Raw genomic sequence first — 13,898 nt, 5'->3', positions numbered from 1 at the left:
AAGGCCGGCTCCAGGAGCCGGCCTTAAGGGGGGAGGGGGAACCCCTCCGGAGGATGTTGGTTAAGCGTCGGCGACAACCGCCTCGGGCTCATCCTGGCCGATGAAGAAGCTGGCGATATAGACCACCAGACCGGTGAAGAACATCAGGCCGGCCACCTCACGCAACCAGTAGAAGAGCGAGATCTGATCCTGCACCGCCATGAACGGCTGCGCATTCTCCGCCACCCGCTGCAGGTAGACCTGCAGGATACCGGCGCCGGTAAGGAACAGGGTGATGAAGACAATCGCCACGGTCATCAACCAGAATGCCCACATCTCCAGCACCTGCTGCTTGTTGCTGTTGGCCGCGGAGCGACCGCGCAGCAGCGGCATGGCATAGGAGATGATGGTCAGGCTGATCATCACGTAGGCACCGTAGAAGGCCATGTGACCATGCGCCGCGGTGATCTGGGAACCGTGGGTGAAGTAGTTCACCGGGGCGAGGGTGTGCAGGAAGCCCCACACGCCGGCACCCAGGAATGCCATCACTGCGGTACCCAGTGCCCACAAGGTGGCGACCTTGTTGGGGTGGTTGCGGCGCCGCTTGTTGACCATGTTGAAGGCAAACACCGTCATCATGAAGAACGGAATCGGCTCCAGGGCGGAGAACACCGAACCCCACCACTGCCAGTACTCGGGGGTACCGATCCAGAAGTAGTGATGGCCGGTACCGATCAGACCGGTGATCAGGGCCATGGCGATAATGATATAGAGCCACTTCTCGATCACCTCCCGGTCCACGCCGGTCACCTTGATCAGCACGAAGGCCAGGATGGAGGCCATGATCAGCTCCCAAACACCCTCTACCCACAGATGCACCGTCCACCACCAGAACATCTTGTCCAGCACCACGTTGACGGGATTGTAGAAGGCGAACAGGAAGAACACGGCGAGACCGACCAGCCCCAGCAGCAGCACCAGGTTGATCACGGTCTTGCGACCCTTGAGGATGGTCATGCCGATATTGAACAGGAAGACCAGGGCCACCACCACGATACCGAGCTTGGTAATGGTCGGCTGCTCCAGGAACTCGCGTCCCATGGTGGGCAACAACTCGTTACCGGTCAGCGCGGCCAGGGTGGAGTAGGGCACCAGCAGGTAGCCGGCAACCGTCAGGGCCGCGGCCACCAGGAAGACCCAGAACATCAGGGTGGCGAGCATGGGGCTGAACAGCTCCGTCTCGGCCTCTTCCGGGATCAGATAGTAGGCGGCGCCCATAAAGGCCATCAGCAGCCAGACGATCAGGGCGTTGGTGTGGACCATGCGGGCCACGTTGAACGGGATATAGGGGAACAGGAAGTCCCCGATCACATACTGCAAGCCGATGATCAGACCAAACAGGATCTGCGCGGCAAACAGGGCGATGGCAGCCGTAAAGTACAGCTTGGCGACCGATTGAGATTGATATGTCATGGTTAAAACTCCCCCTTAACCCTGAATGTTTGGCGGCCAGTTGGCGGCATTGATCTCGGAGACATACTTCAGGAACTCCGCGATGGCGTCGAGCTCGTCATCGGAGAAGTTGAACTGAGGCATGCTGCGGCGACCGGGAATGCCGTTGGCAGGACGGCTCTTGATAAAGCCGATGATGCCGTCTTTGGAATTGCCGAAGCGTTTGTAGACATTGCCCAGTTCCGGTGCGAAGTAGGCACCCTCACCGAGCAGCGTGTGACAGCCGATACAGTTATTCTCTTCCCAGAGTATCTTGCCTTTGGCTACCTGTTCGCCGACAGCCCCTTCAAGTGCGGCACGATTGTCGCGATTGGGCAGTTGGCCAACTGAATCAAAGGTCAGAGCCAGGAAAAGGAGGAAGAAAAACGCAGAACCACCGTAAAAGATGTTCCGCGCCATAGTTTTTGTGAAGGCCTGGGCCATTGTTATCCCCTCATTATTTTTCCGTACGTAAGTAACGCGAAAGGTGTACAGGCCGCATTAGGCCTGCATGTTTCGATTAGTTCCTTGATTTGAGTCAATAGAATATTAACGATCGGTAACATTTTGAATTTGCTCCGGATTGATTGAAATCAATGTGTGAGTGGTTGTGAATTCCCGATACTCACCGTTCTGAATATCTAATTATGACTTGGATCAGGACACGAGAAATGACAACGATCACCGAAACCATGGCGAACGATCATCGGCATTGTGATGCACTGTTTGCCGAAGCCGAAGAGTTGATTGCGCAGGGGGACTGGGCACAGGGGCGTGAGAAGTTTGAGGCCTTTCGCAATACGACCGAAAACCATTTCAGCATGGAGGAGGGGGTTCTCTTTCCGGGCTTTGAACAACGCACGGGGCAGGCGGCGGGGCCGACCCAGATGATGCGCATGGAGCACTCTCAGATGCGCCAGTTGATGGCGGATATGGAAGGGGCCGTGGCTCATGAAGATGATGAGCGCTATCTGGGGCTATCTGAAACCATGATGATGGTGATGCAACAGCACAATATGAAAGAGGAGCAGATGCTTTATCCCATGACGGATCAGGTGTTTGCCGCCGATGCGGAGGCAACCCTGCAAGAGATGAAAATGCTTTAGCGTCGATGCTAGCATGAATAAGCTATACAGACATTGGCAGGGACAGGATGTCCGGTCAATGTGGTCACCATACTTCAGGAGCATGTTGTTGCAATGGAAATACAACTTGATGTGAGCATGCTTGAGCCCTGTGAGCCTCTAGAGCAAACGCTGGAAGCGATAAAGCAGTTGAATCCGGGTGACTATCTGCGTGTGTTGCATCGGCGTGAACCCCACCTGCTCTATCCGCTACTGGAAAAAAGCGGTTTTTTGTGGCGCTGCCGGGATGATTCGTCAGGAGGTTATGAGATATTTATCTGGAAGACGGATGATGTCGCGGCGGCCCTTGATGTGGATTCCGCCACTTCGTAGTTATATATAGTTACTGCGACGCGCTCCCTTGCGATATAGTATCATTTGATACTATATCACTTGGCTATTCACTGACTGCTTGGTTAACAGATGCTCAATACCGCAAATCTCTCCCTGGATCAGGCTCCGCCGATTTCGATTCCATTCAGATTTTTTCTGACAGCTCCGCTGTTTGGTCTGGCTGCGGCGGGAATGTTGTTGATAAATGGACCAGATCTGTTTCTTACCCGCTGGTCACCCATGACCCTGGGTCTTACCCATATGCTGACCCTGGGAATGTTGGCCATGGTGATGTGCGGTGCGTTGCTGCAGATGTTGCCGGTACTTGCCGGATCACCTGTTCCCAAGGTGGTCGCGGTAGGATCGATCTGTCACCTGATGATTACCCTGGGAACGGTCATGTTGGTTTTTGCATTCCTGTCGGGTAGTGCTATTGGGGACGCGGTTGCGCTGGGTATGCTGGGCGGCGGAATTATACTGTTCTTTGTTGCTGTGATGATTGCTCTGTGGCGGGTGAAAAGTGTGAGTGCCACTGTTGTAGCGATACGCCTCGCCGTTGTCTCATTACTGATCACATTACTGCTTGGGTTGCTGCTGGGTAGTGGCATCCTGGGTACCATGGGTTTCGGAGATATTGCCTCTTTGGTGGATGTACACCTTGGGTGGGGTATTTTCGGTTGGATTGGATTATTACTGATAGGTATCTCTTATCAGGTGGTGCCGATGTTTCAGGTGACCCCGGAATATCCATCCCGCCTGCGTCGGTTGCTGGCACCGGCACTGTTCATTGGCATGTTGATCTGGACCGCTTTGGTGCTGGGTGAAATATTTGGTGCCCTGAATGAAATAGTACCCAGAATCTGGATGTTTTTTCTGCTGTCCGGTTTTGTGATTTATGCGGTGGTAACGGTGCGGTTGCAGTTGCAGCGAAAACGCCGGATACCGGATATAACAATGATGTTCTGGCGTACCGGTATGCTGTTTGTGCCGGTATGCGCACTGGTATGGGTTGCGGGAAACCTTTCACCTGGCATTGGCTATAACCCGCATTATAATCTGCTGCTCGGGGTGAGCCTGCTCCTGGGTGTCGGTGTGTCGGTAATCAATGGGATGCTATATAAAATTGTTCCCTTCCTCTCCTGGTTTCACCTGCAAAATAGGCAGATGGGCCTGATGTGTATGACCGTAAAGGTGCCGAACATGAAGGAGTTTATCTCTGACAAGGCGGCCCGCTTGCAGTTCCGTCTGTTCTTGCTTGCGCTGTTGTCGGCGCTGCTTGCTACCCTTCGTCCCGATTGGTTCGCCCACCTGGCCGGTTTGTTCTTCTTTGCTTCAAATGCCCTCCTGCTAAAAAACCTTTTGGTTGCAATGCTTCGTTATCGTGAGACGAATCGTGCGCTGCTGGCCTACGCTGAAAGTGTCCGGGTGCCTGATGGTGATGTCGATTAATTGCGGTAACCGCTATACTTAAAGGCACTTCGTCAGGGAGACTAACCATCCGATCAGGATTTTTGACCGGATGTATTGAGTCGTGACTTTACTCTTTATGATTTTCATCAGGTATTTTCTGCGCTAAAATACGCATTCTTGAAATATTAACTTCATGAAAGTTAAGCAAATTATTTTTTCATGGTGCGACTATGCCGTCTGAACTGAGAGAAGCCTACCTTTTTTCCCAACTCGATGAGGGTCAGTTGGAGCGTGTGCGAAAAATGAGTAGTGAAATCCAGCTTCAGGATAATGAGGCCCTGTTCGAGGCAGGCGATGAGGCAAAACGCTTCTTTCTGGTTCAGGAGGGGCAGATAAAACTATCCCGACTTTCAATGAATGGGAACGAAAAGGTGATTGAAGTGGTCACGGCCGGGTACACTTTTGCCGAGGCCCTTATGTTCTCGGATAAGCCATCATACCCCGTTCGTGCCTCCGCAATCGGCAAGGTACGGCTCACGGCGGTGGATAGTCGGGGATTTCTGGATTTGCTTCGGGAATCAACCGATACCTGTTTCAGGGTCATGGGTGATATGAGCATGCGGTTGCGTCGCATGATTAAAGAGATCGACGATCTTACCTTGCAGAGTGCCACCGGTCGGGTCGCCGGGTATCTTTGCGGAAAATCCATGTTCAACGGGCAGGTCAGGGTTGCCTTTGATCTTGCGACGCCAAAGGGCGTACTGGCGTCCCGACTGTCGGTCAAGCCGGAGACCTTCTCAAGAATTCTGAGCAACTTTACCAGCCAGGGACTGGTAAAGGTGAAGGGAGGGCATATCGAGATCCTCGATGTGGAGGGTTTGCGCAAACATGCCGAGTCATCTGGGATTTGTGGGCAGCATATCAGCCCGGAGAGTTGATTGCGGGGTTTGCTCCGCTTACCCGACCATAAACAGAGGGCGCCCAGGGCGCCCTCTGTCGTTAGCTGTTCCGAACTTGGGTATGGTGGGTTCAGACCTTGAACTGGCTGACCTGAATCTGTAGGTCTTCGCCCAGTCTCGCAAGCGCCTGGCTGGCGGTTGCCACCTTATCAGTGCTTCCGGTCGCCTGCTCGGCCAGTTGCGATATCTGTACAATACTGCGGTCGATCTCCCTGGCGACTGCGGACTGCTCTTCTGCCGCGCTGGCAATCTGCGTGTTCATGTCCGAGATCGTGGCTACAGATTGCACGATCTTGTTGAGTGAATCAGCTGCAGCACGTGCCTTGTCGACGGTAATCTGAGTTGTGGACTGGCTCCGTTCCATGACCTGAACAGCCTCGTTGGTGCCGGACTGCAGGCGTTCGATCATCTCCTGAATCTCCTGGGTGGACTGTTGTGTCCGACTTGCCAGGGTGCGCACCTCATCCGCTACCACGGCAAACCCGCGACCCTGTTCACCCGCGCGTGCGGCCTCAATGGCCGCATTCAGCGCCAGCAGGTTGGTCTGTTCCGCGATACCACGGATTACATCCAGCACACTGCCGATCGCTCCGCTCTCTGTTTCCAGACGGTTGATAACACTGGAGGCTTTTTCGACTTCGCTGGCCAGTTGATTAATTGCATGGGACGCTTCGTCCACGACGGTTCTTCCAGCGTTCGCTTCCGTATTTGCCTCGCGGGCGGAACTGGCGGTATTTTCGGCATTTTGAGCAATTTCATGAACCGTGGCAGCCATCTCGGTTACAGCGGTGGCCACCTGATGGGTTTCGTTTCGTTGCTGGTCCATGCCTTCGTGGCTTTGTGCGGTGATGGCCGTAAGTTCATCGGCGGAAGTGGCGATCTGGTTGGTGGCGGTGCTGACCTGGGCAATCGTGTTTTGTACCTTGATGGCAAATTCATTAAATGCACCGGCCAGTCTTGCCACTTCATCATTGCCGCTGCTGTCCAGCCGCTGGGTGAGATCACCGTCCCCGGCCGCAATGTTGTGCATTGCCTGTGTGGTCAATTGGAGTGGGGTACAGATACTGCGTGCGATAATAAGCGATACGGTAATCAGGATCAGCAGCACGACGCCGGTGCCGAGAGACAGTGTGGTGGCGTTGTTCCAGAAAACGCTATCCACGTCATCGATGTAGATGCCGGTGCCGACGATCCAGCCCCAAGGCTTGAAACCCTTGATATAGGATACCTTCCGCACAGGACTCTCACTGCCGGGTTTTGGCCAGAGATAAGGCACCATCCCTTCGCCGCTCTCTTTTGCCTTGTTGACGAAGGCGACAAAAATGGCTGTGCCATTTGCATCCTTCAATCCGGCCAGATCCTTGCCTTCAAGTGAAGGTTTGATGGGATGCATCAGGGTGACCGCATCCATATCAATGACCCAGAAATAGTTGCCGTCTTCGTAGCGCAGGGATCTGACGCTGGCGAGGGCACTCTTCTGTGCGGTCTGCTCGTCTAATTCGCCTTTGCTGGCTTGCGCATGGAAATCGGCAATGATGCTGTAGGCAATCTCGGTCAGCTTCCGGGTCTGTAACTCTTTCTCATGCAGCAGACTGGATTTGAACTGCAGGAGGGAGAATGCCGTAATCATGGCAATGCCGAAAATGGCCAGTGTTATCAATGTCCAGAGTCGGTGGGTGATATTCAGGCGGCGTAAGATATTCATGGGAGTTCCTCGTAACAGTGCCAGAAGTCCCCATTCTGCCGCTGTAAAAATTAGTGACCTTGGGATACTGCTGCTACTGGTCCCGGTTATGTGGCGACCACCAGAAGAGGAACTTGAACAAAAAATGACACGCTGCAACAAAAATCTCTGCCGGCCTCCTATTTTTCCTGGTTTTGGGCGAAATCGAGCATGCGCTGAATGGGTTTGACCGCCAGTTCTCTGGTGGCCGGGTCGATCAGGATTTCGTTACTTTCATTCTCGAGTACTTCCAGCAGATTCTGTAGCGCGTTCATCCCCATCCAGGGGCAGTGGGCGCAGCTCTCGCAGGTGGCACCCTCCCCGGCAGTAGGGGCTTCGATCAGTTTTTTGTTGGGCGCCAGCTGTTTCATTTTGTGGAAGATGCCGCCATCGGTAGCGACGATAAACTCGCTGTTACCCATCTCCACTACCGCCTTGATCAAAGCGGTGGTCGAGCCCACCACATCGGCCTGTTCTATCACCGCCTCGGGGGATTCAGGGTGAACCAGAACAGCGGCATCCGGGTGCAGGCGCCGAACCCGTTCCAGTGCCACGGATTTAAACTCCTCGTGGACCACGCAGGCGCCGTTCCAGAACAGCATGTCGGCGCCGGTCATCTTCTGTACGTAATGGCCGAGATGTTTGTCCGGAGCCCAGATGATCTTTTCCCCACGGCTCGCGAGGTGCTTGATAATCGGCAGCGCAATCCCGGAGGTTACGACCCAGTCCGAGCGGGCTTTGACTTTGGCGCTGGTATTGGCATACACCACCACCGTGTGGTCGGGATACTGATCACAGAAGGCGCTGAATTCATCGGCCGGGCAGCCTTCGTCAAGGGAGCAGGTTGCATTCAGATCGGGCATCAGAATCCGTTTTTCCGGATTGAGGATCTTGGCGGTCTCTCCCATGAACCGAACGCCACAGACCACCAGGGTGGTCGCTTCCTGTTGTGCACCAAAGCGGGCCATTTCCAGCGAGTCGGATACACAGCCACCGGTCTCCTCGGCCAGTTCCTGCAGGTCGCCATCGGTGTAGTAATGCGCTACCAGTACCGCATTGCGCGCCTTCAACAGTGTCTTGATACGTTCCTTGATCACCCGTTTCTCATCCACACTGAGGGTTGGCCATTGGGGATGGGGTGGGACAATGACGGGATGTTGTTGAATTTCTACAGGACTGGATGTCTGTGTCATGGTTTTCTCTCTGTGTTTTGCCGGCTCAGCGTACGATATCGACACGATCGGGGTTGGTCAGCCGGTAGATTTTAGCGGGTCGGTGATTGCCGTTTCTGCGTTTTCCGCCGGTCTCTTCCAGTTGTTTGAGTGCCAGAACCCATTTACGAAAATTCCGTTTGTCGAGTTTCTCGTCACGCAGAATTTCATAGACCGATTGCAGTTCGCTCAAGGTGAAGGTTTCCGGCATGAGCTGAAAGGCAATGGTGGAATAGTGTGTCTTGGCCGCCAGCCGTTCACGGGCCAGCAGAATGATCTCTTCATGGTCAAAAGCCAGTTCCGGAAGCTCCTGCAATGGAAACCAGACCGTCTCCGCTGCGTCACTCCCGGCGGACAGGGTGAGTTTATCGGTCGGCACCAGGGCATAATAGGTAACACTGATAACCCGCTCCCTTGGGTCGCGGTCGGGACGCCCAAAAGTGTAGAGCTGTTCCATGTAGAGATCGGCAACACCCGTCTCCTCCTTCAGTTCCCGTTTGGCGCAACTGTCCAGGTCTTCATCGATTTCGAGAAAGCCTCCGGGTAGCGCCCACTGGCCCATGTACGGCTCTTGTGCCCGGCGTATCAAAAGTAGTTGCAGTTGCTGATTACGCAGGGTGAATACCGCCACATCGGTGGTCACTGCAGGGTGGGGGTATTTGTACTGATACGGCACGGCCATCGGTGACTAAGTGTTAATAATACACTATATATTGATCATTGCAGTGCAACATGTCAAGTCATCTGTCCGGTCGGGTTTGATGTGATGTGGATAATCTAGTGGCTGTTAAAGAAAACCAGCGAAATCCCGCTAACATAATGACGAATAAAAACGGGAAGATTTGTGTGATGCAAGCGGATAGAGAGAGTGCCGTGCGTGAAATACTTCAGGTCAAACATTTGCCGCCACTCTCGACCACGGCGGCTAAACTGCTTGAAGCCATCTCCGACGACGAAATCGACCTGAAAGCGCTGGCCGCGATTATAGAGATGGACCCGGGACTCGCCGCGCGTATCGTGGGTTTGGCAAACTCGGCCTATTTTGCCCAGCCTTCGCCTGTTTATAGCGTGGAGGAGGCCATTATCCGTGTCCTGGGCTTGAATATGGTCAAAAGCCTTGCCCTGGGTATCAGTGTTGCTGGGGCCTTCAATCTGGAAAAGTGCCCGGTTTTTGATCTTCCGGGATACTGGTATAAAGCCCTGGCATGCGGGCAACTGGTTCGTTCACTTGCCGTGATGGTCCCGCTGGCACGGCGTCCGGATCCGGCGGCGCTATACCTTGGAGGCCTGTTCCATAATCTGGGCGCTCTGTTGTTGGCGCATGTTCTCGGTGAAGCTTATGCCGGCGCTCTGAGCAGAGCGGTACAGGAACCGGCGGAAAGGCTGCTTGATATTGAAAGAGAGCGGCTCGGTATTGATCATCGGGAAGCGGGCGCCTGGCTGGCCGAACGCTGGCATCTGCCTGCGGCGATTGTGGCCATGATGGGACAACTGGGGGATGGCGACTATTCGGGGACCTACCAGACGGAAGTGGATTTGTTAAATTGTGCGGTCGAACGGATGAGCGCTGTTCGTGCAGGCGAGGCGTATGCACTGAGCGAGTGCCGTTGGTTGAATCGTATTGACGGGCTTGAGCGGCAGCGGATTCTGCGGATAGAGGAGACGTTTCTCGGCCAGCTGGATGACCTGGAACTGGTCGCGAGACAGCTTGCATGAGTAATCAAATCAACCAAGAGACATCGATGTGATATTTGGCCAGCAGGATCATTTCTTTTCACTGGTGGATTCACTCTCGGCTATCCGGTTGCTTTCACGGATGCCGATAGAGGGTGTTTCCGAGCAGCAATTTCTGGATCAGGCGCTGGAAGCGCTTATCGAATATCAGGATCTTGAGCAGTGCTCGATCTTTCTGCTTGAGGGGGATGTGCTGAGATGTACGGTCGGGGGGGGTGTGAATACCTTTAGTCGACGGGGCACGGATGATCCATCTGCCGATACTGAAGGTATGCGGTTTACTGCCGGCGAGGGAATCATGGGGCTGGCCCTGCAGAGCGGCCAGATTCAGTATTGTCGGAACTGTAAGACTGATTCGCGTTTTAAGCCGTTTTCCAGGACGACCCTGTTCTATGGTGACGGCTCCCTGATATCCGCTCCCATTGTTTCGGATGACGAGGTGCTGGGTGTGCTCAATGTTTCACATCATCAGCCGGAGTTTTTTCAGACCTGGCACCAGCATTTTTTCATGCTGTTCGCTAATTTTCTCGGCCGATTGTTGCATTTGCACCGCTTGGTCAACCGGCTTGAAGACCAAGTCGCTTCACGTACGCATGCATTAGCCCAGTCGCTGGAGGAGTCCGAGAAATTGCGCATCCTGCACCAGGAACTCTCGGTCACCGATGAGTTGACCGGACTGTGTAGCCGGCACCATTTTTTTGTCGAGGGTCAAGCGATGCTCGCGAGAGCAGTGCGCTATGACCACCCGGTGGGGCTGATGCTGATCGAGGTGGATCAGCTGAAAAGCATTAATGACAAGTGGGGGCATCTGGTCGGGGATCAGGCCATCTGCCGGATTGCCGGGACGCTGCAACAAGAGGCGCGAACAGGCGATCTGGTGGCCCGCCTGGGTGATGGTGAGTTTGTGCTGATGTTGCCCCACACTTTGCCGGCGGGGATGGAAAGCATGGCTGAGCGCATTCAGGAGGCGGTCAGTAACCTGGATTTACTGCACCAGGATGAGACGGTGGATCTCACGGCAAGCATCGGCATGACAACCTTGTGCGAGCTCGGCGACATGGAGTTGCAGGATCATCTGGATCTGCTTTATCACCAGGCTGATTGCGCCGTTGAGTGTTGCAAGCGGGAGGGGGGTGGTCAACGCCGCTTCTATTCACCCGCTCTTGAATTGTAGCCCGTTGGTCAAGTAGATGGACGATCATGCAGCCGTGAATAGGCGTGGCTTGCGTCAGTATTGATCCTCGCCCTCAGGCCACAGCCAGGCGGCACCGCGGACTCCGCTTGAATCACCGTGCCGGGGTGGCAGCAGGCGGGTGCGCACCACGTCGGAGAAAATGTATTCCGCCCAGATTCGCGGTATCCGTTCATAGAGTCGTACGAGGTTGGATAAGCCACCGCCGAGGACGATCACTTCCGGATCCAGCAGGTTGATAACCGTGGCGAGACTGCGTGCCAAGCGATTCTCGTAACGTGCCATGACCCGTTCTGCGGCTTGCTCCTGTTGTTCCAGTCGTTTTGACAGTTCCGGCCCAGATATCTCGAGCCCGGTCTCCCGGCGGTAATCGAGATGTAACCCCGCACCCGACAGGAAGGTTTCAATACAGCCTTTTTTGCCGCAGTAACAAGCCTCACCGGGTGACTCCGTGGCACTGGGCCAGGGGAGTGGATTGTGTCCCCATTCTCCCGCAATACGGTTGGCATGCGGGATCAGGCTTCCGTTGATGACGATGCCGGCTCCGACGCCGGTGCCGATGATAACGCCGAATACCGAGTGAAATCCTTGTCCTGCACCGTCGATCGATTCCGAGAGGGCGAAACAGTCTGCATCATTGGCCAGTCGAACGGGGCGGTTCAGCAGTCGCTCGAAATTCTGTTGCAAGGGCTGTCCATTGAGGCAGGTCGAGTTGGCGTTTCTGATCAGTCCCGTGGCGGGTGAGGGTGATCCGGGCGTGCCGATGCCGACGCTGCCGTGCATGCCGGTCAGCTGTTCGATGCGGCCGATCAGCGTGGCAACGGCATCGAGGGTGGCGTGGTAATCACCGGTCGGTGTCGGAATGCGTTGTCGGGTCAGGCTATTGCCCCGGTCATCCAGGGCGATCGCCTCTATTTTTGTACCCCCGAGATCAACTCCAATACGCATGACTGCATCGGCCGCGCGGTGGCTAACCGCGGCCGGTGGAGGCAGGGCTCAATTCAGCCTCTTCATCCGGGACGGCATCAGTGTCGGCAAGCATGGGTTGGTTTTCCAGGTGAACCGAAGCATCCCCGGACGGATTGGTGAAACGGTCGTTGAGGGTCTGGACATAATTGTCGGCATCCTCCTTGACCTGGGTCAGCCGCTTTCTGGCGCTACGCCCCCAGCCCGCCGGGGAACTGCTGAAAATGCTGCGCCAGGGTTTGGTGTTACGCAGGAAGGCGTTGGCCAGATTGCCTCTGATCGCCAGCTTGTCTCCTTGTCTTCTCAGTTGCCGCAACAGGCTGCGGGCAGCCAGGGAGCGAATCAGGAAATGCAGGCCCAGTACCACGGCCAAAGCACCGCCGGAAATCCCGATTTGCAGCGCCGGACTGGTAGTTAGAGACTCCAGCCAGGGCGGCTCGAAACGAAACCCCTGCCAATAACCCTGTTTCAGGGTGATGGCGAACAGGCTGAGCAACAGGAGGCCGAACGCCAGTGCATCACCCCAGAGTACACGTCGTTTCCAACGGGCTACGGCGTCCTTGATGGCAGGGATGGCGCGTTCCTCAATATCCCGGGCCGTACGTTCCAGTACGCCGACGATACGATAGGCGCGTTCGATCTCTACCTCATGCATGCGATTGTGGATCTCCTCCAGATCAGCATCCCTTTTGCGCTCAAAACGCTGCCGCAGGTTGTCGTCGTCAATCGGCACGGCAGCTTCCGGATTGTAGATAGTATAGAAACGGCCGGCGGTCAGCCCGCGTTCTCCCAGCGCCCGTTGCCAGGCCGCCACCACCTCTTCGGGGTTGTCTTCCCGTGCGGCGGAATCGATCTGGTTGAGTATATACAGGAACTTTCCCGCGTCATTGCGGCTGATGGTATTGCTTACCAGATGATCAAGTGTGTCCTGCATCGCCCCCGGTTCGGGATGACGGGCATCAAAGAACACCAGTACCAGATCAGAAAGATCGATTATGTGATCGGTAATGCGCAGTGTGGATGTGCGCTGGGCATCGGCGTCGAATCCCGGAGAGTCGATCAGAATCTTGCCGCGCAACCGTTCGCTGGGGCAGGTCTTTAACTGCAGGTAGGAGTCAATACGGTCACCTTCGCCCTTGGCGACCCGCTCGATATCCTCGCTCATCTGGTAGAAGGGGAAGCGTGGATCCGAGTCCAGTGCCACTCCCGGCAGGGCGTGAGCGGTTTTTTCCCGGCTGTAACAGGTGACCGTAAACTTGTCATCGACGGCCTGATTGCCGGTGCGCTGGAGTTTGTAGTCGAGATAGTGGTTTATAAAGGTGGATTTGCCGGATGAGAAGGTGCCAAGAACCGAGATCAGCGGCCACCAGGGTATTTGGGTGGCGTAGGAGTCATCGGTCTCCAGCAAGCCGGTTCTGTAGGCAATCCGGTCCAGTTTCTTGAAACTCTGCACTGTCTTCAGCAGTACCGGATTCTCTTGCTCAAGGTGCGTCTCAAGATGTTTCAGGCGTCCTTCGATGAGTCTTCCTGCCGTGTTCATGAACTACTCCTGCTGTAGGGAAGGGTTGTTTGCCCGACCGCTGACTTTGTTTGCTTCAGATCACTATTACCCCGGATTTGTCTATAAGCCATACTAACGCGACGGGACGACAGGTGGTAGTCTGTCAATGTGGATTCTAGCGAAAACCCGTGCATTAGCGGGAAGAGTGGGTTGCAGTTCGGCTAGGCCGGTAACCGCTCAAAAAAACAAAAAAACGTATTTGCCCAAATACTTAT

General features: G+C 55.0%; 13 protein-coding genes. 6 read left to right on the top strand and 7 right to left on the bottom strand.

What is annotated here, in order from left to right; all coding sequences use genetic code 11:
- Positions 1-60 precede the first annotated feature (60 nt).
- Positions 61-1,452: a cbb3-type cytochrome c oxidase subunit I gene (locus tag A3GO_RS0114120; RefSeq protein ID WP_029133259.1), complete on the bottom strand. Its 1,392-nt coding sequence runs from the start codon at positions 1,450-1,452 to the stop codon at positions 61-63.
- Positions 1,453-1,467: 15 nt separating this feature from the next.
- Complete coding sequence (locus tag A3GO_RS0114115) at positions 1,468-1,914, bottom strand: c-type cytochrome (protein ID WP_029133258.1); 447 nt, start codon at positions 1,912-1,914, stop codon at positions 1,468-1,470.
- Between the two features lie 227 nt (positions 1,915-2,141).
- Here A3GO_RS0114115 and A3GO_RS0114110 point away from each other — a divergent pair, with 227 nt between their 5' ends.
- The 4 genes from A3GO_RS0114110 to A3GO_RS0114095 all read left to right on the top strand — a co-directional run bounded on the left by A3GO_RS0114110 (position 2,142) and on the right by A3GO_RS0114095 (position 5,275).
- Positions 2,142-2,576: a hemerythrin domain-containing protein gene (locus A3GO_RS0114110; protein ID WP_029133941.1), complete on the top strand. Its 435-nt coding sequence runs from the start codon at positions 2,142-2,144 to the stop codon at positions 2,574-2,576.
- A gap of 93 nt (positions 2,577-2,669) precedes the next feature.
- Positions 2,670-2,927, top strand: coding sequence for a DUF2249 domain-containing protein (locus A3GO_RS0114105; RefSeq protein ID WP_029133940.1), 258 nt, complete (start codon positions 2,670-2,672; stop codon positions 2,925-2,927).
- 90 nt (positions 2,928-3,017) lie between these two features.
- Positions 3,018-4,376 (top strand): hypothetical protein, encoded by a 1,359-nt coding sequence (locus tag A3GO_RS23970; protein ID WP_051302337.1) that lies wholly within the window; start codon positions 3,018-3,020, stop codon positions 4,374-4,376.
- Between the two features lie 191 nt (positions 4,377-4,567).
- Positions 4,568-5,275, top strand: a complete 708-nt coding sequence (locus tag A3GO_RS0114095) for a Crp/Fnr family transcriptional regulator (protein WP_029133939.1) — start codon at positions 4,568-4,570, stop codon at positions 5,273-5,275.
- Positions 5,276-5,366: 91 nt separating this feature from the next.
- Here A3GO_RS0114095 and A3GO_RS0114090 read toward each other — a convergent pair whose 3' ends face one another.
- The 3 genes from A3GO_RS0114090 to A3GO_RS0114080 all read right to left on the bottom strand — a co-directional run bounded on the left by A3GO_RS0114090 (position 5,367) and on the right by A3GO_RS0114080 (position 8,912).
- Entirely contained in the window at positions 5,367-7,001 is a 1,635-nt protein-coding gene (locus A3GO_RS0114090; RefSeq protein ID WP_029133938.1) for a methyl-accepting chemotaxis protein, read from the bottom strand.
- Positions 7,002-7,159: 158 nt separating this feature from the next.
- Complete coding sequence (gene nadA / locus A3GO_RS0114085) at positions 7,160-8,212, bottom strand: quinolinate synthase NadA (protein ID WP_029133937.1); 1,053 nt, start codon at positions 8,210-8,212, stop codon at positions 7,160-7,162.
- Between the two features lie 25 nt (positions 8,213-8,237).
- Complete coding sequence (locus A3GO_RS0114080) at positions 8,238-8,912, bottom strand: NUDIX hydrolase (protein ID WP_037375442.1); 675 nt, start codon at positions 8,910-8,912, stop codon at positions 8,238-8,240.
- A gap of 167 nt (positions 8,913-9,079) precedes the next feature.
- Here A3GO_RS0114080 and A3GO_RS23965 point away from each other — a divergent pair, with 167 nt between their 5' ends.
- Both A3GO_RS23965 and A3GO_RS23960 read left to right on the top strand, forming a co-directional pair.
- A complete protein-coding gene (locus A3GO_RS23965) occupies positions 9,080-9,946 on the top strand; it encodes an HDOD domain-containing protein (protein ID WP_037375439.1) in 867 nt (288 codons plus the stop codon).
- Between the two features lie 28 nt (positions 9,947-9,974).
- Entirely contained in the window at positions 9,975-11,138 is a 1,164-nt protein-coding gene (locus A3GO_RS23960; protein WP_051302335.1) for a sensor domain-containing diguanylate cyclase, read from the top strand.
- A 54-nt stretch (positions 11,139-11,192) separates the two neighbouring features.
- Here A3GO_RS23960 and A3GO_RS0114065 read toward each other — a convergent pair whose 3' ends face one another.
- Positions 11,193-12,104 (bottom strand): ROK family protein, encoded by a 912-nt coding sequence (locus A3GO_RS0114065; protein WP_029133935.1) that lies wholly within the window; start codon positions 12,102-12,104, stop codon positions 11,193-11,195.
- Positions 12,105-12,126: 22 nt separating this feature from the next.
- Positions 12,127-13,662, bottom strand: coding sequence for a dynamin family protein (locus tag A3GO_RS23955; protein ID WP_084610097.1), 1,536 nt, complete (start codon positions 13,660-13,662; stop codon positions 12,127-12,129).
- Between the last annotated feature and the right edge of the window lie 236 nt (positions 13,663-13,898).

The sequence above is a fragment of the Sedimenticola selenatireducens DSM 17993 genome, from assembly GCF_000428045.1.
Taxonomy (GTDB): Bacteria; Pseudomonadota; Gammaproteobacteria; order Chromatiales; family Chromatiaceae; genus Sedimenticola; species Sedimenticola selenatireducens.
Note: the sequence above shows the minus strand (reverse complement) of the source record. Positions and strands in the feature narration are given on the sequence as shown.